At 73.8% G+C, this 22,309-nt stretch carries 19 protein-coding genes; 11 read left to right on the forward strand and 8 right to left on the reverse strand.

Annotation, left to right across the window (positions count from 1 at the left end):
* The first annotated feature begins 34 nt into the window (after positions 1–34).
* Both OHB09_RS03895 and OHB09_RS03900 read left to right on the forward strand, forming a co-directional pair.
* Positions 35–490, forward strand: coding sequence for a Crp/Fnr family transcriptional regulator (locus tag OHB09_RS03895; RefSeq protein ID WP_006144365.1), 456 nt, complete (start codon positions 35–37; stop codon positions 488–490).
* Between the two features lie 121 nt (positions 491–611).
* Positions 612–1,349, forward strand: coding sequence for a DUF2249 domain-containing protein (locus OHB09_RS03900; RefSeq protein WP_328921612.1), 738 nt, complete (start codon positions 612–614; stop codon positions 1,347–1,349).
* 168 nt (positions 1,350–1,517) lie between these two features.
* Here the strand turns inward: OHB09_RS03900 and OHB09_RS03905 are convergent, their stop codons facing one another.
* The 3 genes from OHB09_RS03905 to OHB09_RS03915 all read right to left on the reverse strand — a co-directional run bounded on the left by OHB09_RS03905 (position 1,518) and on the right by OHB09_RS03915 (position 4,682).
* Positions 1,518–3,266: a sensor histidine kinase gene (locus OHB09_RS03905; protein WP_328921613.1), complete on the reverse strand. Its 1,749-nt coding sequence runs from the start codon at positions 3,264–3,266 to the stop codon at positions 1,518–1,520.
* 123 nt (positions 3,267–3,389) lie between these two features.
* On the reverse strand, positions 3,390–4,082 hold the full coding sequence (locus OHB09_RS03910) for a response regulator (protein ID WP_006144361.1): 693 nt from the start codon (positions 4,080–4,082) through the stop codon (positions 3,390–3,392).
* A gap of 126 nt (positions 4,083–4,208) precedes the next feature.
* Positions 4,209–4,682 (reverse strand): MarR family winged helix-turn-helix transcriptional regulator, encoded by a 474-nt coding sequence (locus tag OHB09_RS03915; RefSeq protein ID WP_006144359.1) that lies wholly within the window; start codon positions 4,680–4,682, stop codon positions 4,209–4,211.
* A gap of 93 nt (positions 4,683–4,775) precedes the next feature.
* On the opposite strand from OHB09_RS03915, the gene OHB09_RS03920 reads away from it, so the two are divergent.
* The 8 genes from OHB09_RS03920 (at position 4,776) to OHB09_RS03955 (ending at position 15,927) form a co-directional block, all read left to right on the forward strand.
* Positions 4,776–6,119 (forward strand): amidohydrolase family protein, encoded by a 1,344-nt coding sequence (locus OHB09_RS03920; RefSeq protein ID WP_167796267.1) that lies wholly within the window; start codon positions 4,776–4,778, stop codon positions 6,117–6,119.
* 50 nt (positions 6,120–6,169) lie between these two features.
* A complete protein-coding gene (locus OHB09_RS03925; RefSeq protein WP_328921614.1) occupies positions 6,170–7,273 on the forward strand; it encodes an epoxide hydrolase family protein in 1,104 nt (367 codons plus the stop codon).
* A gap of 135 nt (positions 7,274–7,408) precedes the next feature.
* The gene (locus OHB09_RS03930) at positions 7,409–8,698 is read left to right on the forward strand and encodes an ABC transporter substrate-binding protein (protein WP_319119234.1); all 1,290 of its coding nucleotides are present in this window, start codon (positions 7,409–7,411) and stop codon (positions 8,696–8,698) included.
* Between the two features lie 49 nt (positions 8,699–8,747).
* The gene (locus OHB09_RS03935; protein WP_328921615.1) at positions 8,748–9,689 is read left to right on the forward strand and encodes a carbohydrate ABC transporter permease; all 942 of its coding nucleotides are present in this window, start codon (positions 8,748–8,750) and stop codon (positions 9,687–9,689) included.
* Between the two features lie 14 nt (positions 9,690–9,703).
* Positions 9,704–10,531 (forward strand): carbohydrate ABC transporter permease, encoded by an 828-nt coding sequence (locus OHB09_RS03940; RefSeq protein WP_093590110.1) that lies wholly within the window; start codon positions 9,704–9,706, stop codon positions 10,529–10,531.
* A complete protein-coding gene (locus OHB09_RS03945) occupies positions 10,528–11,571 on the forward strand; it encodes a LacI family DNA-binding transcriptional regulator (RefSeq protein ID WP_319349909.1) in 1,044 nt (347 codons plus the stop codon). Before OHB09_RS03940 ends, OHB09_RS03945 begins: the two co-directional genes overlap by 4 nt.
* Positions 11,572–11,620: 49 nt before the next feature.
* On the forward strand, positions 11,621–13,639 hold the full coding sequence (locus OHB09_RS03950) for a glycoside hydrolase 5 family protein (RefSeq protein ID WP_191852618.1): 2,019 nt from the start codon (positions 11,621–11,623) through the stop codon (positions 13,637–13,639).
* Entirely contained in the window at positions 13,636–15,927 is a 2,292-nt protein-coding gene (locus OHB09_RS03955; RefSeq protein ID WP_328921616.1) for a glycoside hydrolase family 3 N-terminal domain-containing protein, read from the forward strand. The genes OHB09_RS03950 and OHB09_RS03955 overlap by 4 nt, the downstream gene beginning before the upstream one ends.
* A 22-nt stretch (positions 15,928–15,949) precedes the next feature.
* On the opposite strand, the gene OHB09_RS03960 is transcribed toward OHB09_RS03955, so the two are convergent.
* The 5 genes from OHB09_RS03960 to OHB09_RS03980 all read right to left on the reverse strand — a co-directional run bounded on the left by OHB09_RS03960 (position 15,950) and on the right by OHB09_RS03980 (position 21,214).
* Positions 15,950–17,440, reverse strand: coding sequence for an MFS transporter (locus OHB09_RS03960; RefSeq protein ID WP_234525091.1), 1,491 nt, complete (start codon positions 17,438–17,440; stop codon positions 15,950–15,952).
* A gap of 13 nt (positions 17,441–17,453) precedes the next feature.
* Complete coding sequence (locus OHB09_RS03965; RefSeq protein WP_234525093.1) at positions 17,454–17,759, reverse strand: EthD family reductase; 306 nt, start codon at positions 17,757–17,759, stop codon at positions 17,454–17,456.
* Between the two features lie 62 nt (positions 17,760–17,821).
* Complete coding sequence (locus OHB09_RS03970) at positions 17,822–18,601, reverse strand: alpha/beta fold hydrolase (RefSeq protein ID WP_191852621.1); 780 nt, start codon at positions 18,599–18,601, stop codon at positions 17,822–17,824.
* Positions 18,602–18,922: 321 nt separating this feature from the next.
* A complete protein-coding gene (locus tag OHB09_RS03975; RefSeq protein WP_191852622.1) occupies positions 18,923–19,801 on the reverse strand; it encodes a helix-turn-helix domain-containing protein in 879 nt (292 codons plus the stop codon).
* A 117-nt stretch (positions 19,802–19,918) separates the two neighbouring features.
* A complete protein-coding gene (locus OHB09_RS03980; RefSeq protein WP_328921617.1) occupies positions 19,919–21,214 on the reverse strand; it encodes a ricin-type beta-trefoil lectin domain protein in 1,296 nt (431 codons plus the stop codon).
* Between the two features lie 230 nt (positions 21,215–21,444).
* Between OHB09_RS03980 and OHB09_RS03985 the strand changes: the two genes are divergently transcribed.
* Positions 21,445–22,191, forward strand: coding sequence for a vWA domain-containing protein (locus tag OHB09_RS03985; protein WP_006144338.1), 747 nt, complete (start codon positions 21,445–21,447; stop codon positions 22,189–22,191).
* Positions 22,192–22,309: the final 118 nt, after the last annotated feature.

Below are 22,309 nucleotides of genomic sequence, written 5' to 3' on the forward strand. Positions count from 1 at the left end.
CGCATGCTTTCCGTGATCGAAAGGAGCCGGTGCGATGACCTCCACCACCACTCTGGCCGCGGCCCTGCCGGCCGAATACCGCGAACGGCTGTCGGCCCTCGCCCGTGACGTCTCCTTCGACGTCGGCGCCCGGCTGTTCGAGGAAGGGCTGCGCGCCGACCGGTTCTGGATCATCCGGACCGGAACCGTCGCCCTCGACATGCACGTGCCCGGCCGTCGCGCCGCCGTCATCGAGTCCCTCGGCCACGGCGAACTGGTCGGCTGCTCCTGGCACTTCGGGCCGCACGTCTGGCAGCTCGGCGCCGAGGCGACGAGCCCGGTGCGGGCGCAGGAGTTCGACGCCGAGGCGGTACGGGCGCTGTGCGCCGACGACCCGGAATTCGGCCGGGCGGTCGCCTGCTGGGTCGGCCAGGTGGTCGCCCACCGGTTGCACGCGACCCGCGTCCGGCTCCTGGACCTCTACGCCCCGTACGGCAGCGGAACCCGGTAGGCACCGCTCCGCCGGGCGGTCCTCGCACCGGTGCACGTATTTTCTCCAAGAGGTGCATGTAATAATTGCCGTCGAACCGCTGAGGCAGGCCGCAGCGGTCGCAGCGAGAAAGGCAGGCACCATGGCGCCGTCCTCCGAGATCTACATCGAGTCGACCGAGACCGATCCGGCCGTCCGGGCGCAGAGCGCCCTCCACCACACGCAACAGAGGCTCCAGGGCCGGCTCGCCACGCTGACCGAGGTCGAGCCCGAGGCCGCGGAGGCCGGTGAGTCGGTCCGGGCCGCTCTGACCGAGTTCTGCGCGGGCGAGCTGCGGCGTTATCTGAGCGCCGCCGACCGGACCCTGTACGCGACGGCGTCCGGCGCCGCCGAGACCCGGCTGCTCGTCCGCGGGCTGCGCACCACCGGCGGCATGCTCGACCGTGACGTCGACCGGTTGTCGACGGCCGGGGACGCCGCCTCGGCCACCACGCTCGCCCGGGCGATCGAGGCGGTGCTGCGGGCGCACCTGGCGGTGGAGCGGAACGTGCTGCTGCCCGCCCTCGCCGGTCTGCCCGGTGCCGATCTGCCCGCGCTGGTCGGGGATCTGGACACCCTCCTGGCCGGCGGCACCCTGGAGGACCCGGCGGTCGTCGACGTCCGGGAGATCCCGCACGGCCGACGCCACCCGCGGATCTTCGCCCGGTTCGCGCGGCTGGCCCCCGGGGAGTCCTTCACCCTGGTCAACAACCACGACCCCAAGCCGCTGCGGCGGGAGTTCCAGGCCGCCCATCCCGACGCCTTCACCTGGGAGTACGTGGAGTCCGGCCCCGAGCGGTGGCAGATCCGCATCGGCCGGGAGGCGGGCGCGGACGCCTGAACCGGCCCCGTACGGACGTCTGAACCGGCACCGTCGTCCCTCGTACGGCCAAGCCGCGGACGAAGGCACATGCCGAGGACCCCCGGCAGACCTTCCTGGGGTCGAGGGGGCGCCGCCTGCGCCGTGGGCGCCCGCGCCGCCGTCGTCAGTGCCCGCGCGGCACCGTCGTCAGCGTCCCGCCCCGCTCACCGGCGCCTGCCACTCCAGCCGTGTCCCGCCGTCCTCCGGGGTGCTCCGCTCCAGGCCGCCGCCGAGTTCCCGGGCCCTGGCCGCCATGTTGGCGAGGCCGCTGCGGCGCCCGCCCTCCGGGATGCCCACGCCGTTGTCGGTCACGGTGAGGCGGACGGTCCTGCCGTCGGTCTCCAGCGTGACCTCGGCACGGTCGGCGTGCGCGTGCCGCGCGATGTTGGTCAGCGACTCGGAGAGCACCGCGACCACGTGGTCGGCGGTCTCGCGGGGCACATGCGTGTCGAGCAGCCCCTCCATGCGCACGCTCGGCGCGAACCCCATGACCCGGGTGGCCTCCCCGACCGCCCGCACCGCGCGGGCCCGCAGCCCGGGCGCCGCCTCGTCGTCACGCGCGCGCAGGCCGAAGATCGTGGACCGGATGATCTTGATGGTCTCGTCGAGGTCGTCCACGGCCCGCAGGACGCGCTCCTTGGCGCCCTCGTGGTCGACGAGACGCCCCGCGCTCTGCAGGGTCATGCCGGTGGCGAACAACCGCTGGATGGCGAGGTCGTGCAGGTCACGGGCGATCCGGTCGCGGTCCTCCAGGACGGCGATCTGTTCCGCGTCCGCGCGCCGCTCGGCGAGCTCCATGGCGAGGGCGGCCTGCGCGGCGAAGCTCTTCAGGGGCTCGACCTCCTTGCCGGTGAACCCGGCGGCCCCCGCCTCCCGGGCCAGCAGCACCACCCCGCGCACGCGTTCGCCCGCGCCGATGGGCACCGCGAGGGCCGGCCCGAGGCCCGCGAACCGCGGCGGCCCGGCCGTGACCCGGTCGTCATGGCCCACGTCTTCGCTGGTCACCGGCATGCCGCCGGCGAAGGCGCGGCCCGTGAGGGTGCCGTCCACCGGCAGCACCAGCCCGCGGTGCGCCTCCGCCTGCCGGCCGATGGCCAGCTCGACGGTGAGGGTGTCGGTGTTCCTGACCGGGGTGGACATCACGGCGAGCGCCGAATCGGTGATCTCCCGCGCGCGTTCCGCGATCAGGCCGAGGACCTCCGCCTGATCGGATCCGGACATCAGCCCATGGGTGATCTCCGCGCTCGCCCGCAGCCACCGCTCCCGCAGCCGCGACTCCTCGTACAGCCGGGCGTTGTCGATCGCCACGCCCGCCGCCACGGCCAGCGTGGACAGGACCGACTCGTCCTCCTCGTCGAACTCCAGCCCGCCGCGCTTCTCGGTGAGGTAGAGGTTGCCGAAGACCTGGTCCCGGACGCGGATCGGGACGCCGAGGAAGCTGTTCATCGGCGGATGGTGGGCGGGGAAGCCGTACGAGGCGGGGTGTGCGGAGAGCTTGGCCAGGCGCAGCGGCTCCGGGTGCCGGATCAGCTCGCCGAGGATGCCGTGCCCCTCCGGGTAGTGGCCGATGCGGGCGATCTGCTCCTCGTCCACGCCCACGGTGTGGAAGGCCGAGAGCCGCGTGCCGTCGGGGCCGATGACACCCAGGGCCGCGTACTCGGCGTCGACGAGGGTCGCCGCGGCGTCGACGATGCCGTGCAGCACGTGTTCCAGGTCGAGTTCCCGGCCGACGGCCAGGACGGCCTCCAGCAGGCTGTGCACCCGGTCCCGGGTGCCGCGGGCCGCGTCCAGGCGGGCCTGGAGCTCCTCCAGCAGTTCGTCCAGCCGCAGTTGCGGCAGCCGTACGGCCGCCCCGGCCGGTTCCCCCGGCTTCCCCGACGCCCTGGAGCCTTTCACGACGATCCTCCAAGCCCCACGCCATTTCCCCCGTCCGCCACACGCCACACTAGCGGCCCCGGACGGCACGGGCGCGGGCCGCCCCGCTTCGCGGGAGCGGGGGCGGGAACGGGGGCAATGGCGTCAGCGGCCGTCGCCGCGTGCGCGGTCCTGGGCCTGGGTGGCGATGACGGCGGCCTGGATGCGGCGCTCCACCCCGAGCTTGGCGAGCAGCCGGGAGATGTGGTTCTTCACGGTCTTCTCGGCGAGGTAGAGGCGCTGTCCGATCTGCCGGTTGGTCAGCCCCTCGCCGATCAGGGCGAGGATCTCGCGCTCGCGGTCGGTCAGGCCGGGCAGCGCCTCGGGCTCCTCCTCCTTGGCCTGTCCCCCGCGCAGCCGCGCCATCAGCCGGGTGGTGGCGCTGGGGTCGAGCAGCGACTGGCCGCGGGCCACGGTGCGCACGGCCGAGACCAGGTCGGAGCCCTTGATCTGTTTGAGCACGTAGCCGGAGGCACCCGCCATGATCGAGTCCAGCAGGGCCTCCTCGTCGTCGAAGGAGGTGAGCATCAGGCAGGCGAGGTCGGGCAGGCGTGAGCGCAGTTCGCGGCAGACGCTCACCCCGTCGCCGTCGGGCAGCCGGACGTCGAGGACCGCCACGTCCGGGCGCAGCGCGGGCACCCGCACGAGGGCCTGTTCGGCGTTCGCGGCCTCGCCGACCACCTCGATGTCGTCCTCGTCGTTCAGCAGGTCGTGCACTCCGCGGCGCACCACCTCGTGGTCGTCGAGGAGGAAGACCCGGATCGGGTGCTCGGTCCCGGCCTGCTCACGGTCCGCCATCGGTCGCTCCTTCTCGCGCGGGGTACGGCTGCACGGTCCATCCTTGCCCGGCACCGGACCCCGGGGCCAGGGCCGACCGGCCCTTGCGGGCGCGACGACGTGGCGGGCCGGGCCCGGTCCGCCACGTCAGGCGGAGGTGTCGCCGGGTCCCTCCAGGCGCGCTATCGTCCCTTCGCTCCAGGCCCGGATGGCGGCCGCCTGCTCCGGGGTGAGCGGGGCGAAGAAGTGTCGGCGGAGGGTTCCGGCGTGCCCGGTGAGCGCTTCGCGCACGGCCCCGCGCCCTTCCTCGGTCAGCGTGATCCCGGTACGGCGCCCGTGGGCCCCGCTCTCGCTCCGTGTGACGAACCCGCGCTTCTCCATGCGGGTGAGCTGGTGCGAGACGCGGCTCTTGTCCCAGCGCAGCGACGCCGCGATCTCACCGACGCGCAGCTCGCCGGCGTCCGCACGCCACAGGGTCATCAGCACGCTGAACTCGGCCTTGGAGATGCCGGAGTCGCGCTGGAGCGCCGTGTCGATCTCCTGGGCGAGGAGGCGCTGCGCATGCGTCCAGGCGCCCCAGAGTTCCCACTCCTCGGGGCCCAGGTCGCCGGTCTGCGTCATACGGGGATCCTACCCGGGACGGCAGCAGAAGTTGACGTGTCAACTCACGCGCCCTTACAGTTGACGCATCAACTCTCAGAGAGGGGCCGTCCGATGAGCAGGACCAGGACATTGGTGCGTGGCGGCATGCTGGTCGGCACGGATCCGGCCCTCGGCGCCCTCTTCCGGGGCGACCTGCTCGTCGAGGAGGGCCGCATCGTGGCGGTCGCCGCGCGCCTGGACGCGCCCGGCGCGGAGGTCGTGGACGCGCGCGGCAGGATCGTGGCACCCGGCTTCGTCGACACCCACCGCCACACCTGGCAGACCGCCTTCCGCGGCGTCGGCACCGACTGGACGTTCCGCGCGTACGGCGCCACCGTGCACGGCCGGATCCGGCCGCACTACCGTCCGGACGACGTGTACCTCGGCAACCTGCTGGGCCGGCTCGAAGCCCTGAACTCGGGCGTCACGACCCTGCTCGACTGGTTCCACTGTGCCGACCGCCCGGAGAACGCCGACGCCGCGGTCCAGGCCCTGCGCGACGCGCCCGGCCACTCGGTGTTCTGTTACGGCGCGGGCGTCGCCGACGAGCCGATCGCCGACGAGGTCCGGCGCATGCGGGCACGACTCCCGGACGACGGGATGGTGTTGGGACTGCGTGCCCCGCAGCGGACCCCGATGGACACCGTCGCCGCCGACGTCGCCCTGGCACGGGAACTCGGGCTGCGGGTGAGCGTCCATGTGCACGCGGCCGCGAGCCCGCCCGGCGGCGACCGGCCCGTCGCGGAGATGCGGGCGCGGGGGCTGCTCGACGACCGCACGACCCTCGTGCACGGCAACGGCCTCTCCGACGAGGAGATCGCGATGCTGGCCGGCACGGGCTGCTCGGTGTCCGTCAGTCCCGACGTCGAACTGCGGATGGGCCTCGGACGCCCCGAGACCGGCCGCATGCTGGCCGCCGGGATCCGCCCCTCCCTGTCCGTCGACACCTGTCTGACCGCCGGCGGCGACATGTTCGCCACCATGCGCACGGCGTTCTCCGTCGAGCGCGGTACGGGCGGCGGTCTCACGGCACAGGACGTCCTGGAGTTCGCCACGATGGACGGCGCCCGCACCCTGGGTCGCGGCTCCCGGACGGGCGTCCTCGCCCCCGGCATGGACGCCGACTTCCTCCTCCTGGACGCCGAGGACCTCACGGTGTTCCCGGTCACCGACCCCGTCGGCACGCTCGTCTCCGCCGGGCATCCCGGCCTGGTGGACAGCGTGTTCGTCGCCGGACGGCCGGTCAAGCGGCACGGTCGGCTGCTCGGCGTGGACCTGCCGGCGCTGCGCGCCCGGGTGCTGGCGTCCCGCGCCCGCATCGCCGAGGCCGCGGGCGTACCGCTGCACGGTCCCTGGGCCGCGGGTGACGGGCGCGCCGGTGCGTTGACAGAAGCGGGGGGCGAACCGGACGGTTGATCCCCCGCGGCCGCGCGCCGGCGCCGGCCCCACGCCAGGAAGGCACCTCGATGACCAGCGTCACCAGTCCCGCTCCGGCCCCGGTCGCCCAGGCGGTCCTCGACGATCTGCGGGCCCGGCTCCACGCCTACCGGCGGGTCCCGCTCCCGCCCGGTCTCGGCTGGGAGCGCGGGGTCGACGGCGGCTACCTGGCCGAGTTGATCGACCACTGGGCCGGCGCCTACGACTGGCGGGAGCACGAGAACCGGATCCGGAGCCTGCCGTGGGCGCTCACGGGCGCCGGTGGCACACCCGTCCGGACGGTGCACCGGCGTGCGGCGGAGCCGGGCGCCACCGCCGTGCTCCTGCTGCACGGCTGGCCCGACTCGATCCTGCGGTTCGAGAAGGTGCTGCCCCTCCTGTCCGACCTGCACCTGGTCGTCCCGGCGCTGCCCGGCTTCCCGTTCGCGGCGCCGGTCGACCGGCGCGGTCTGTCCTCGGCCGCCATGGCGGAGGCGGTCGCCGGGGCGATGGCGGAGTTGGGCCACGACCGGTACGTCGTCTCGGCCGGCGACGTGGGGTGCGACGTCGCCGAGGCGCTCGCCGCCGCGCACCCCGACCGCGTCGCGGCCCTGCATCTGACGGACGTGTCCCAGTACCGGTTCCTGGTGGACACCCCGCGGGACCTGTCCGCCACGGAGCGGGCCTACGTGCGGCACGGCCACGAGTGGCAGGCGGCCGAGGGCGGTTACATGCACGAGCAGTCGACGAAGCCGCACACGCTGGCGGTCGGCCTGGGCGACTCCCCGGCGGGTCTGGCCGCGTGGATCCTCGAGAAGCTGCGCGCGTGGACGGACTGCGAGGGCGCCGTCGAGAACGTGTTCACCCGGGACGAGGTGCTCACCTGGATCACCGCCTACTGGGTCAGTGGCGCCATCGGCACCTCTTTCACGCCGTACGCGGAGAGCGGCGCCAAGCCGGCCGGGCGGATCGAGGTGCCGACCGCCTTCACCGTCTTCCCGAAGGACCTCGTCAACGCCCCGCGCGCGTTCGCGGCCCGCTTCTTCGACGTCCGTTCCTGGGTCGAGCACTCCACCGGTGGCCACTTCGCGGCGTGGGAGTGCCCGTCGGAGTACGCGGCGGGCGTACGGACGGCGGTGGGACTGGCCGGGTGACGACCGGGGGGCGGCATCCCGCCCCGTCGGCTCCGCCTCACCCCTTGACCCCGGCCCCCGCACTCCCTAGGGTCCTCCCACCTCCCGAGGTACATCGATTAACCAATCGTTAACCGCTTGGTTGGAGACCCCGCTGTGCGCTCCTCGCTGACCCGGCGCGACCTGCTCGCCGCCGGTACCGGGCTGGCTGCGGCCGCCGCCCTGCCCGCCCTGTCCGGCTGTTCGGCGCTGGCCGCGGCGGACTCCGATCCCGACACCCTCGTCGTCCACACCCAGCTCGGCACCACCGCTCCGGGCTCGCCCACCTATCTGGCGGCCGTCGACCGCTTCCAGAAGGAGAACCCCGGGCTGAAGGTCAAGAACCTCGTCAACGGCGACGACCTCGGCCAGGTCTACGAGACCTCCCGGCTGGCCCGCAAGGAAGCCGACGTGGTGATGGTCAACCTCTACGACAAGACCCTGGCCTGGACGGACGTCGACGCCACCGTCGACGTCCTGCCCCACCTGGAGGACTGGGGGCTCCGCGAGCGCGTCCTGCCCGCCGCGCTCTCCGCGTGGACGGACGACAGGGGCAGGCTGCGGGCCTTCCCGTACTTCGCCACGAACTGGCCCGTCGCCTACAACCGCGCCCTGCTCGACCGCGCGGGCGTCGACGAGATCCCCACCACCGGTGACGCCCTCATCGCCGCGGCCCGCAAGCTCCGCGCCAAGGGCATCGCGCCCGTCACCGTCGGCGGCAACGACTGGACCGGCCAGAAGCTCCTGGCGCAGATCATCCAGACCTTCCTGTCCCCGGAGGAGGCCCGGCACGCCTACTCCACCGGCGACTTCGGCAGCCGGGGCGCCCGCGAGGGCATCGAGTACTTCACCACCCTGCGCGACGCCGGCGTCTTCGCCGACAAGGCCCAGGGGCTGACCTCCGACAGCATGACCACGCAGTACAACACCCGGTCTGCGGCGATCGAGTCGGCGATGTCCTCCGCGCTGGCGAAGGTGCCGCCGGAGGTGGCCCGGCACACCGAGGTGGGCGGTTGGCCGCTGGCCGAGGGAGCGGCCCACGCGCGCCCCACCGTCATCCGCGCCTTCACCCTCATCGGGTTCTGGATCAGCCCCAACGGCGTCCGCAAGATCGGCCACGTCGAGAAGTTCCTGCGCTTCATGTACCGGCCCGACACCGTCTCCCGGTTCATCACCGAGAGCGGCCGCGACATGGCCCTGCGCACGGACACCGTCAGCACGGACTTCCCGCTCGTGGCGGCCGCCCAGCGGCTCGGCTCCGAGGTGAGCGAGGTCCTGCTGCCCGATGTGTACGTGCCGCCCGCCGCCACCCAGCCGCTCATCACGGCGACCAGCACCTCCTTCACCCGGGGCACCGGTGCGGCGAAGGTCCGCGCCGCCCTCGAGTCCGCGTACCGGTCCGCATGACCCGCCGGCCACGCCCCTCCTCGCCGACCCGCCCTCCGGGAGCCACCGCATGACGACGCTGACGACGACACCGGACGGCACGGCCTCCCGCCGCCCCGCCCCTCCCTCCTCCCGCTCCTCCGCCTCGCGCGCGCGAGGGCAGGGCGGCACCGTCCTCGCCGTTCCGGCACTGGCCTGGTACCTGCTCTTCATGGTCGGGCCGCTGCTCGCCATCTTCGTGATCGCGGCACTGCACTGGCCGGGGATGCTGCAGCCGGTGTCCTTCGCGGGCCTGGACAACGCGCGCACGGTCCTGGACGACCCGGTCTTCTGGGACGCGGTGGAGAACACCGCGATCCAACTGGCCGTCGCGCTGCCGCTGATGATCGTGTGCGCCTACATGCTGGGCTACTACGTGGCCCAGCGGCCTCCCGGCCACCGGGTGCTGCGCTATCTGCTGTTCATCCCGGGCCTGATCTCCACACCGGCGAAGGCCATGGTGTTCTACGCGGCGCTGTCCCCGGACGGCCTGGTCAACGGGGCGCTGGAGAGCGTCGGTCTGGGCTCGCTCACCGACGCCTGGCTGGCCTCGCCCTCCACCGCGCTGGCCTGCCTGATCGCCCTCGACGTGTGGGGCGGCATCGGCTTCACCGCCGTCCTGTTCGCGGCCCGGCTCGGCAGCGTGCCGGAGGAGCTGGGCGAGGCCGCCCAGCTCGACGGGGCGGGGCACTGGCGGACCATGTGGACGGTCCACTTCCCCGTGATCCGCGAGTACGTCGGCGTGGTGACCATGCTGCAGTTCCTGTGGACCCTGTTCGGCTCCGCGCAGCATGTCCTGCTGCTCACCCAGGGCGGCCCCGGCACCTCGTCCACGACACTGTCGTTCCTCGTCTACCAGAAGGCCTTCATCGCCGCGGACCTCGGCTACAGCCAGGCCGTCGGCGTCTTCCTCTTCCTCGTCGGGCTCGCCGGGCTGCTGACGATCCGCCGCGTCTTCCGCCAGACCTACTGATAGGAGCGAGAACGATGAAGCTCGGCAAACGCTGGCTGCCGGCCCACATCCTGGTGTGGGCGTACGCGGTGCTGCTCCTGGTCCCGCTCTACTACTTCCTCGCCTCGGCGTTCAAGTCGAACGACGACATCTTCGCGCACCCCTTCGCCCCGCCCTCCTCCCTGGGCCTCGGCAACTTCCGCACCGCCTTCGACAACGGCGACCTGGGGCTCGCGGTCGTCAACTCGGCGCTGGTGACGGTGTTCTCGCTGGTGCTCACCCTGCTCCTCGCGATCCCCGCCTCCTTCGCGCTCGCCCGGACGAGGGGACGGCTGGCGGGGCTCATCGAGAAGGTCTTCTCCCTGGGCTTCCTGATCCCCACCTTCGCCGCCCTGTTCCCCACCTTCCTCCTCGCGGCGGCCACCGGGCTGTTCCACACCCGGACCTTCATGGTGCTGTTCCTTCCGGCCACCGCGCTGCCGCTGTCGGTGGTGATCCTGGTGCAGTTCATGCGGACCATCCCCGCCGAGATGGAGGAGGCCGCCCGGCTCGACGGGGCCTCGACGTTCGCGGTGCTGCGGCATGTGTACACGCCGATGTGCCTCCCGGGCATCGCCACTGTCCTGCTGCTGAACTTCCTCACCTTCTGGAACGAGTACCTGTACTCCCTCGTGATCATCGGGCCGGACCCGGCGCAGCGCACCGTGCAGGTGGCGCTGCCCACGCTGAAGTCGATCACCGGCACCGACTACGGGGTGCTCACGGCGGGAACCGTCCTGACCCTCGTGCCCGTGTGGGTGGTCTACACGGTCCTGCAGAAGCGCATGCAGCAGGCCCTGGTCAGCGGCGCGGTGAAGATGTGAGCGCGCCCACCGGACGGGCGGGCCGCCGCCCCACGATCAAGGCGGTCGCGGCGGCCGCCGGGGTCTCCACCGCCGCCGTCTCCCAGGCCTTCAACCACAAGGGCCGGCTCTCCGAGGCGACCCGCCGCCGCATCCTCGACGCGGCGCTGCAGCTCGGCTGGTCCCCCAGCGCCCCGGCCGCCGCCCTGCGCAACGCCCGGACCCGCAGCCTCGCCCTGGTGGTGCGCCGCCCCACCGACGTGCTCGGCTCCGACCCCCACTTCAGCGAGCTGATCACCGGCATAGAGGGCGAGCTCGCACCGCGCGGCTACGGCCTGCTGCTGCACCTGGTCACCGGCCCGCCCGAGGAACACGCGCTGTACGAACGGCTCGCCGCCGAGGGCCGGGTGGACGGCGCCGTCCTCACCGACGCCCGCGAGGACGACACCCGGCCCGCCCTGCTGGCCCGCCTCGGCCTGCCCGCGGTGCTCCTCGGCTCGCCGGACGGCACGGCCGTCGTGCCCCGGATCGGCCTCGGCGACCAGGGCGCCGGGGTCACCGAGGCCGTGCGGCACCTGCTGGAGCTGGGCCACCGGCGCATCGCCTACGTCGCCGGGCCGCCGGAGCTGCAGCACACCCGGGTGCGCCGGGCCGCCTTCGAGAACGCCCTGCGCGAGGCCGGGCTGCGCCCGTTCGCGGTGCTGCACACCGACTTCAGCGAGCGGCGGGCGGTCGGTGCCACTGAGGCCCTCCTCGACGCCGCCGAACGGCCCACCGCGCTCGTGTACGCCAACGACTCCATGGCCGTCTGCGGCATCGGCACCGCCCAGCGCGCCGGGCTGCGCGTCCCCCGCGACGTGTCCGTCCTCGGCTACGACAACCTGCCGCTGGGGAGCTGGCTCCACCCCCGCCTCACCACCGTCGACCAGCAGGTGCAGCGGGTCGGCGCGGCCGCCGCGCGCATGCTGCTCGCGCTGTGCGGCGAGGACGTCGAGGAGCCCACCCTCACCGGGCGGCCCCGCCTCGTCGTCCGCGAGTCCACCGGGCCGGCCCCCGGCTGATCCCGCCACCACCACCGCACCACCCGTTCCCGATCACCCGAGAAGGACCATGCGACGCCACAGCGCCCAGCTCACCCATCAGCCCGACGTCCTGCCCTGGCTCGGCGCCAACTTCTGGTCACGCACCGGCGGTCCGCTGATGTGGCGCAACTACGACCCGGAGACCGTCCGCGAGGAACTGCGGGTCCTGCGTGAGCACGGGCTGACGATGACCCGGTCCTTCTTCTACTGGCCCGACTTCCACCCCGAGCCGCACCGGATCGACGAGGAACTGTGCGCCCGCTTCGAGGACTTCCTCGACGCCCACCGGGAGACGGGCATGGGCACCGTGCCCACGTTCATCGTCGGGCACATGTCCGGAGAGAACTGGGACCCCGCCTGGCGGGGCGGGCGGGACCTGTACGAGGACGTGTGGATGGTGGGCCGGCAGGCCTGGTTCGTCGGCCGCATGGCCCGCCGCTTCAAGGACCATCCGGCGGTCACGGGCTGGCTGATCACCAACGAGATGCCGGGCTACGGGCGGATATACCAGGTGGACCCCCCGTCCTCGGACATGGTCACCGCCTGGGCGCAGGCCATGTGCAACGCGGTGCGGGCGAGCGGCGCCACGCAGCCGGTGTCGCTGGGCGACGGGGCCTGGGGCATCGAGGTGACCGGCCGCGACAACGGGTTCTCACTGCGGGAGACCGCCGAGTACGTCGACTTCGTGGGCCCGCACGTCTACCGCTCGGACACCGACCGGCCGCGCCAGCACTACCGCGCCGCCTTCGAGTGCGAACTGGCCGCGGTCACCGGACAGCCGGTCGTCCTGGAGGAGTTCGGCCTGTCCACGGACACCGTCTCGGCGGCCAACGCGGGCGTCTTCTACCGCCAGACCCTCCACAATTCGCTGCTCGGCGGGGCGACCGGCTGGATCGCCTGGAACAACACCGACTACGACGAGCTGTGGGACCAGTCCCCCTACGACCACCACCCCTTCGAGATGCACTTCGGCATCACCGACTCCACCGGCGCCCCGAAGGAGCCGCTGCGCGAACTGGCCGCGTTCGCGCGGGTGCTGAAGGATGTCGACTTCGCCCGCTGCGCCCGCGCCGACGCCGGCGCCGCCCTGGTGGTGCCCGCCTTCCTCGAACGCGGCTACCCCTACAGCCGGCCCGCCGACCGGCCGCTCATCTTCACCTCTCTGCACCAGGGGTACGTCACCGCGCGCGCCGCCGACCTGCCCGTGGCCCTCACCCGCGAGGCCGACGGGATGCCCGGCGAGGCCTCGCTCTACCTGCTGCCGGCCACCCGGCAGCTCACCACCCGCACCCGCCGCGAACTGGCCCGCCGGGCCGAGGCGGGCGCCACCGTGTACCTGTCGTTCTGCTCCGGCGAGCACCCGGCCACGCGGGGCCCCTGGTTCGACGACCTCGACGGACTGTTCGGCGTGGAACTGCGCCTGTCCTACGGCGTGGCCGAGCCGATCGGGGACGACGTCCTGGAGATGACGTTCACCGAGGACTTCGGAGGGCTGCGGGCGGGCGAGGTGCTGCGCTTCCCGGTCGCCGGGAACGAGGACAGCCGCGCCTACCTGCCCGTGGAGCCGCGCGAGGGCCGCGTGGTGGCCGTGGACGCGCACGGCCGGCCCGCGCTGCTCGTGCGCGAGACCGGCGCGGGGCGCACCGTCCTGGCCACGTACCCGCTGGAGCACATGGCGGCCCGCACCCCGCACGTGAACCCGGACGCCACCCACCGCCTCTACGCGGCGCTGGCACGGGTCGCGGGTGTGCGGCGGCCCGTCACGGTCCCCGACCCGCACGTCTCGGCGGACGTCCTGGTCCACGCCGACGGGCGGCGCTTCGTGTGGCTGGTCAGCCAGAGCCCGGAGCCGCTGGTGGTGCGCCCGGACGCCGAGGGCACGCTGCACGCCCTGGACGGCGGCGCCCCGGTCGAGGACGTGCCGCTCGAGGCGTACGGCGTCGCGGTGCTGGAGCTGCGGCCGGAGCGGGGACCGGTGCAGGAGTCGGAGCCGGAGTCGGAGTTGGAGCCGGAGCGGGAGTCGGAGTCGGGACGGGAATCGCGATGAGCCTCCCCCGCTACCGCGACCCGGCCGCCCCGGTGCCGGAGCGCGTCCGTGACCTGCTGGGCCGCATGACCCTGCGGGAGAAGGTCGGCCAGCTCAACCAGCGCATGTACGGCTGGGACGCCTACACGCGGGCCGGCGGGGGCCCTCGCCTCACCGACGCCTTCCGCGCCGAGGTCGCCGCCTTCGACGGCATGGGCGCGCTGTACGGGCTGCAGCGGGCGGACGCCTGGTCGGGCGTCGGCTTCGCGGACGGCCTCGACGCCCGGGACGGGGCACGGACGGCGGAGGCGGTCCAGCGGTACCTCGTGGAGCACACCCGGCTCGGCATCCCCGCCCTCCTGGTGGAGGAGATGCCGCACGGTCACCAGGCCCTGGACGGCACGGTGCTCCCGGTGAACCTCGCGGCCGGCGCCACCTGGGACCCGGGCCTGTACGCGGACGCGGTGGCCGGGGCGGCCGCCGAACTGCGGGCGCGCGGCGCGCACCTCGCCCTGGTGTCGGCCCTCGACCTGGTGCGCGATCCGCGCTGGGGCCGCAGCGAGGAGTGCTTCGGCGAGGACCCGTACCTCGCCGCGCGGATGACCGAGGCGCTGGTCGAAGGAGCGGGACGGGCGGGCGTGGCCGTGGTCCTCAAGCACTTCGCCGGGCAGGGTGCCTCGGTCGGCGGGCGCAACAGCGCGGCGACGGAGCTGGGGCTCCGCGAGCTGCACGAGGTGCACCTCGCGGCGGCCCGGGCCGGGGTGGCCGCGGGGGCGGCCGGGGTCATGGCCGCCTACAACGAGTTCGAGGGCCTGCCCTGTGTCGCCAACCGGTATCTGCTGACCGACCTGCTCCGCGGGGAGTGGGGCTTCGAGGGTGTCGTCATGGCGGACGGCACGGCGGTGGACCGGCTGGTGCGGATGACCGGCGATCCGGTGGCGGCCGGGGCGCTGGCCCTGGAAGCCGGCTGCGATCTGAGCCTGTGGGACGTGGGGTTCACACGGCTGGACGAGGCGTCGGAGCGCGGCCTGGTGTCCGAGGAGGCGCTGGACGCGGCGGTGGCCCGCGTCCTCACGCTCAAGTTCCGCCTGGGTCTGTTCGAGACGCCCGTGCCCCCGCCCGTACCCGCGGCCGGCCGTCTTCCGGACCCGGCCGAGCTGGGCGAACGTCTCGCGGCCGCCTCGGTGACGCTGCTCTCCCACGAGGGCGGTGTCCTCCCGCTGTCCCGGACTCCCGGAGCGGCGCGGCGGATCGCGGTCCTCGGCCCGAACGCCGACTCCCTGGAGCGGCAGATCGGCGACTACACGGCACCGCAGCGGCCCGGCACCGGCATCACCGTCCTGGACGGCATCCGCGCGGCGGCCCCGCCCGGCACCGAGGTGGTGCACGCGCGCGGCTGCGCGCTGGTCGGGGACGACCTCTCCGGTCTGCCCGCGGCGCTCGCGGCGGCGGCCTCCTGCGACGTGGCCGTGCTGGTGCTGGGCGGCTCCAGCGCCCGCTCCGGGGACACCGCCTTCGAGGCCAACGGGGCCGCCGTGACCGGCACGGGCACGCCCACCGGCATGACCTGCGGGGAGGGCGTCGACCTGGCGGACCTCGCGCTGCCGGCCGGGCAACGGGCCCTGTGGGAGGCGGTGTCGGCGAGCGGCACCCCGGTCGTCGTGGTCCTGGTGCAGGGCCGCCCGCACGCCCTGCCCGAGGTGCCGGCGGCCGCGGCCTCGGCGGTGCTGAGCGCCTGGTACCCGGGGCCGCGGGGCGGACGTGCCGTGGCGGACGTCCTGTTCGGCATCGCCGAGCCCCGCGGGCGCCTCCCGGTCTCCGTGCCGCGCTCCGCCGCCCAGCTGCCCGTGTTCTACAACGGCAAGGACCACCGCTACCGGGGCTACGTCGACCAGAGCGCCCTGCCCCGTCATGCCTTCGGCCACGGTCTGTCGTACACGAGCGTCGAGTACGGCCCGCCGCGCCTGTCGGCCGCCACGGTCGACGCCGCCGCACCCCGGCTGACGTGCCGGGTCACCGTGCGCAACACGGGCTCCCGCCCGGCCCACGAGACGGTCCAGCTCTACGTCCGCCGGCTGACCGGCGGCACGTCCTGGCCCCGCGTGCGGGAACTGCGCGGTTTCGCCCGGCTGGACCTCGCCCCGGGCACGGAGGCGGAGGCGGTGTTCACGGTCGGACACGAGACGCTGGCCTCGGTCGACCGCGCACTCCGCCTCACCGTCGAACCCGGCGAGATCGCTCTTGAAACGGGCCCGGCCTCCGACCGCACCCGGGAGGCACGGCTGCGGATCACGGCCGCGGCCGGGTGAACGGCACCGGGGCCCGGGGCGGCTACCGCCGTCGCGCCGGCGCGAGCGTCCTTCCCTCCTTCGTCCCCGGGCCGTGGGCGAGGACGACCTGCGGGGCCGTGTCCGCGGCGGGCACGCGTTCGGCCCGGAGCGCCAGTACGCACGAGACGAACAGGAGCACGGCGAGCAGGACCGACACCGCGGTGAGCGCACGGGTCGACCCGTACGCCTCGGCGAGGGTGGCGAAGACGCCGCCGACGACCGCGACCGACAGGGCGGCACTGATCTGCAGTGTCGCGTTGACCAGACCGCTGGCCAGGCCGGCGAAGGCGCGCGGGACGCGGGTGACCGTGAGGCGGATCAGCGAGGGCAGGGCGAGCCCCTGGCCGAAGCCGATCACCGCCAGGGGTGCGGCCTCCCACGCCGTCCGCGCGGACACGAGGAGGAGCCCGGCGAGGACGAGGAAACCGAGGGTCTCCAGACCCAGGCCGAGGGCGGCGATCCGGCGCGGCACGAACCGCATGAGGTGCGGCACCGTCAGTGGTCCGACCAGGAAGCCGATGCCCAGTGGCAGGATGTCCCAGCTCGCCTGGAGCGGGGTCCGGCCGAGGGCCTGCTCGTGTGCGGAGAAGACGAGGAAGAACGCGGCGATCGAGTAGAACAGGGCGACCGCCACCAGGGCCGTCCGCATCCCCGGGGCGGTGACTGCCGTGGGGGGCATCAAGGGCGTGACGCCTCGACCGCGCGGCCGGTCGTCCTCGAGGGCGGACTGGCGCCGCCAGAACCGGTGGAGCAGGCCGGCCGCGACCGCGAACGGCGCGACGCACCACCAGGGCCGGCCCAGGTCCTGCCCCACGAGGAGCGGAACGACGAGCCCGGCGAGACCGGCGAACAGCAGCAGGGCGCCGCCCCAGTCGAGTCTCTCCGCGCCCCGGGTGTGCGGATCGCGCAGGAAGAGGCTGCCCACCAGGGCCAGGGCCGCCACGGGCAGGTTGATGAGGAAGATCGCCCGCCAGCCCAGACCCCAGACGTCGGCGGTGACGAGGAGTCCGCCCAGGGACTGGCCGATGACCGCGGCCAGTCCGACGGTCGCGCCGTGGAGGCCGAGGGCGGCCGTCTGGTCCCGGCCGTCGAGACTCGCACGGATGAGGGCCAGCGACTGCGGGGCCATCAGGGCGGCGGCGAGCCCCTGCAGGACGCGCCCGAGGACGAGCAACGAGGGCTCGCCGGCCCAGCCGCACAGCAGTGAGGCGAGGCTGAACCCGACGAGACCGGCGAGGAAGACCCGCCGCCGCCCGAACAGGTCGCCGAGGCGGCCGCCCAGAGTGAGCGTCACGGCGTAGGTGGCGGCGTAACTCGCCACGATCAGCCGGCCCAGTGTGTCCCCGCCGCCGAGGTCGTCCTGGATCGACGGAATGGCGAGGTTGACGATGAAGAAGTCCAGCGGCGGCAGCAGTGTGCCGAGCAGGAGCGTGCCGACGCCCAGCCAGGTCCGGGCCGGCGTACGTGAGGTCGTGGTGGTGTCCGAGGTCATCGCGAGACCCTGTTCAGTAGGTGAAGGAGACACCGCGGAGCCTGCTCGGGGTGAGGTCGGTGTAGCGGACGATGTCGTTCATCACTTCCTCGCTCTCCGGCGAGTTGAACGCGTCCCTGGCGGCCTGCCGGTCGCGGAACTCGTTCACCGCGACGGCCACGAGGTCCCCCTCTCCCGCCGGGTACACGGCGGTGCTGGACACCAGGCCGTGGCGCGCCCAGGCCCCGCGCACCAGCGGGAGGTGCACGGACTCGAAGTAGTCGCGGTCGAAGCGGAAGTCCCCGGAGTTCGACCGGTAGAGCACGAAGACGGTTTCCATGGGTGTGCCTTTCTCGGTTCTCTTCGGTGCGGCCGCGCGTCCGTACGGGGCCGCGGAGGGAGTCAGGGCCGGGCGGGCAGGCCGCCCACGAAGTCGAGCAGGAGGGCCTGGAAGGCTTCGGGCCGTTCCAGCGGGGCGAGGTGTCCGGCGCCCGGGAGGACGGCGACCCCGCCGGCCCCCAACTCCTCGCTCAGGGCCGCTCCGCCCTCGAAGAAGTCGGGCATGTCGAGTTCCCCGACGCCGACCAGCGCGGGGACGGTGAGGGCGCGCAGGGCGCCCGCGTCCTCGCCGAGCGGGTCCGCCGCGACGTCCGGCTCGCCGTACGTGAGGCGGGCGACCAGTTGCTCGCGCATCATGACGGTGGCGTGTGCGCGTACGTCGTCCGAGGCCTTCGGCGACGTCCAGGCGTCGAGACCGGCCCGCACGGCGCCCTCGATGTCGCCGGCTTCCAGTGCGGCCCGTTCCCTGTCCCACGCGGCCCGCAGGCGCGCGGACGGCGGCAGGTCGTGCGGGCGGTAGCCGACGGCCACCAGGCCCTCGACCCGCCGGGGTCGCGTGACGGCGATCTGGAGCGCCACCAGGGCGCCGAGCGAGTTGCCGGCCAGGGTGAACCGGTCGACACCGAGGTGGTCGAGGGTGTCCAGGACGTCGGTCCAGGGGGTCACCCCGTCGTGGCGACCACCGGCCGCCTCGCCGTGACCGGGGAGATCCACGGCGATGGCCCGGACGCCGGCCCCGGCGAGCGGGGGGAGGTGTGCCCGCCACATCCTGCGGTCGACGGGCCGGGCGTGCAGGAGGACGAGCGGCCTGCCCCGGCCGGCTTCGTCGAACGGAAGTATCACGGTCGTTCGGCCCTTTCGGGAACGGTGGGTGGTACCGGAGCGGTCCGGTGATCGATGGGGGGGCGCAGGCACCTCGTGCCCGCCTCCCGCACTTCACGCTAGGCGCCGCGGGGCGCCGGGGCGTGGGTGCGCTGCACCCACCCGTCGCCGGCCGGCGGTCGGGAAAACCGCGGGTCGGAGGGGTGGCAGGGCATGGGGTGACGATCGGTGTTATTTACATGCCCATGACAATCAAGGCTCCGAAGGGGCCACCTGGGCGCGGCCCACTCCCCCTGCGGCCTCCACCGGGCATGCCCGTGCCCCCGCCGCCCCGGGAGGCGTTCACGAGCGGGCGTCGCCCGTCTCCGAAGCCATGTCCTGGCGGGCGCCCCCGGACGCGGCGGCCGCCTGATCGGCCAGCCGGCGCAGCAGGACCAGGCCGTCGTGGCTGGTGCTGCCGGGTTCCGCGCTGTAGACGGACAGATGCTGGCCGGGGGCGGCGGCGACCGCGAACGTCTCGAAGTGCAGCCGCAGTTCCCCGACCCCGGGGTGCACGAAGTGCTTCTTCTCGCGGGTCCGTGGACGCACCCCGTAGCGGGCCCAGAGGTTCGCGAACGCCGGGCTGTGCAGGGCCAGTTCGCCCGCGATCCGCTCGATGCGCCCGTCCGCGGGGAACTGGGAGGAGGACGCCCGCAGGTTGTCCACCGCGCACCGCGCCACGGTGTCCCAGTCGCTGTAGAAGGACCGCGCGTACGGGTCCAGGAAGATCATGCGGAGCAGGTTGTCGAACCGGGCGAACCCGCGGTAGAGCTCCCGCGCCATCGCGTTCGCGCCCAGGACATCCTGCGCCGCGCCGACCAGGAACGCCGGTACGTCCGGCATGCCGTCCATCAGCCGCAGCAGTTCGGGGGCGACGGTCCGCGTGGGCGCCGCCCGCTCGCCGAGCACCGGCAGGCCGAGCCGGAACAGGTGCTCGGCGGCGGCGTCGTCCAGCCGCAGCGCGGAGGCGATCGACCGCAGCACCTGGTCGGACGGGCGCCGTTCCCTGCCCTGCTCCAAGCGGATGTAGTAGTCCGTGCTCACCCCAGCCAGCAGCGCCACCTCGTCGCGCCGGAGCCCCGGGACCCGACGCGGGCCGTCCTCGGGCAGGCCCGCGTCCTGCGGCCGGACCAGTGCCCTTCGGGCTCGCAGATAGTCACCCAGCTTGTTCTCACTGTCCACGAACCCGACGGTAACGCGGGCCGGCCTCCGGCGCGTGGGTGCGCTGCACCCACCCCGGCGACCGCCCCGGCCACCGCCCCGCCCGAACCGGCGCTCCCCCGTCCCGGGACCCCGGTGTCAGGGGGTCGGGGTCCAGCGCTGCGCCGCCGAACCGTTGCACTCGTAGATCTGCAGCTGGGTCCCGTCCTCGGTGGTGCTCCCCGGATCGTCCAGGCACCGTCCGGACTGCGGGTTGACCAGCGAGGAGTCGGGGCCCGTGACCCAGCGCTGCGCTCCGGTGCCGTTGCACGTCCAGAGCTGGACCTTGGTCCTGTCGGCGGTGCCGCCGCCGCTCACGTCGAGGCAGCGGTCCAGTGCCTTCAGCGTGCCGCCCGCGCCGGGGGCGTACGTCCACCGCTGGGCGCCCGTGCCGTTGCAGGTGTAGAGCTGCACGGGGGTGCCGTCGGCGGTGCCGGACCGGCGCACGTCGGCGCACTTGCCCGCGATGCCCGAGCGGAACGTCACCGTGGCGGTCTGGCCGCCGACCCGCAGAGCGGACTGGACGAGGTTCGCCGCCCCCCTCATTCCCGCCTCGTCGGGGTGGTAGGTGACACGGCCCGGGGCCGGGCGGTACGACTCCACCCAGGGGCTCGCCGAGCACGCGTCGTGCCCGCGGCTCGCGGCGGCCAGATCGACCAGGGTCGCGCCCGTCGCGGTCGCCGCGGCCGCGGTGGCCTCGGCCAGCCGCGAGGCGATGCCTCGCTCGAACGCCGCCTGGTCCTCGGTCAGCGGCACGTTCGCGCACACTCCCGAAGCCGGCAGGAGGGTGAAGTAGGTGACCAGGTAGACGTGTGCCTGGGGTGCCGCGGCGCGGACGGCCTCGACGACGTCGCCGATCCGCCCGGCCAGCGCCGGGAAGGTCCGGTCGATCGCCTCGCGGTCCACCGTGCCGCAGTCGGTGCCACCGCCGGTCCGGCAGGAGTACGCGTTGATGCTGCCCAGGTAGTCGACATCGTTGCCGCCGATCGTGACGGTGACCGCTCGGGCCGCCGAGGTCACGGCCCGCACCTGCGGCGGCTGCCCTGACTGGCCGGCCGTGAGGACGTTCGCGGTGGTCGCGCCGCTGCACGAGACGTCCGTGAGGTTCGCGCCGATGTCGCGGGCCACGAGGCTCGGGTAGTCGAGGGCCGACCGGGAGCATGCCGCGGCACCGGCACCGTCCTGTACCGGCGGAATTCCGGGCCCGGCCGCGAAGGAGCTGCCGATGGCGACGTAGTCGAGACCCGGGGCGAGGGCCGCGAGCGCCGACTCCCCCCGCGCCTGGGCGGTTCCCGATGCCGACGACGCCCGCACGCCCCCTTGGGCCGATGCCGTCGGTGCCGTGACGGCGACGAGTGCCGCGCACGCCGCCACCATGCCGACGAGAGCGCGCACCGGCTTCGGTGCGCTCCTGTGTCTCCTCGTGTACAAACCCGCCACCGACTTCCTCACAGTGAGTTAGGAGCCGGCGTGACACGGGCACGGGCACGGGACCGCGCCTGACCGGACCTGAATGGTCCGGACCTTAGCGGGCGCCGTATCCCCGGCCAAGACCGCGAACCGGCCTGCCGCCAGGGCCGAGGGCCGCCGCTTCCGCCCCCTCGTCCATCCCCGATCATGGGGCGATGACGTCGACGTACCACGAGGGACCCGCCCCGCGCATCAGCCTGGACAAGATGCGGGACCGGGCCCCCGACCTGGTCAGCCTGTACGAGACCGCCGAGTCCAGCGTGCGCGGGCACGGTCTGGAGGACGTGCGTGCCGCGGTGTACCTGGTGCTGGACCGTTCCGGTTCCATGCGGCCCTACTACCGGGACGGCACCATGCAGCACCTGGCCGAACGGGTCCTCTCGCTGTCCGCCCACCTCGACGACGACGGCACCGTGCCGGTGGTGTTCTTCTCCACCGACGTCGACGGGTGCACGGACCTGACACTGGGCCGGCACCGCGGCCACATCGACAAACTGCACGAGAACCTCGGGCACATGGGGCGCACCAACTACCACTGCGCCATGGACGCGGTCATCGACCACTACCTGGAGAGCGGCAGCGACGCTCCCGCGCTGGTGGTCTTCCAGACCGACGGCGGCCCCACCAGCAGGCAGGCCGCCGAACGCTATCTCTGCAAGGCCGCCCGGCTCCCCCTGTTCTGGCAGTTCATCGGCTTCGGCGATCCCGAGGACAACGAGTTCTCCTTCCTGCGCAGGCTGGACACCCTGGCCGTCCCCGAGCGGCGGGTCGTCGACAACGCGGGCTTCTTCCACGCCGGACGCACCCCGCGGGACCTCCCCGACCACCGCCTCTACGATCTGCTCCTCCAGGAGTTCCCCGACTGGCTGTCCGCGGCCGGTACCGCGGGCATCCTGCGCTGACCCGGCGGGCGCGTCGCCGGGAAGCGGCATCGGGCGGGCCCCGGACCGGGCCGCGCGAGGCCGGGTGATTCGGCCAAGCTCCGCTGAGGCACCGGCGGATGCTCCGCCACGGGGTCCG

Source organism: Streptomyces griseoaurantiacus (assembly GCF_036189845.1).
Lineage (GTDB): Bacteria > Actinomycetota > Actinomycetes > Streptomycetales > Streptomycetaceae > Streptomyces > Streptomyces griseoaurantiacus.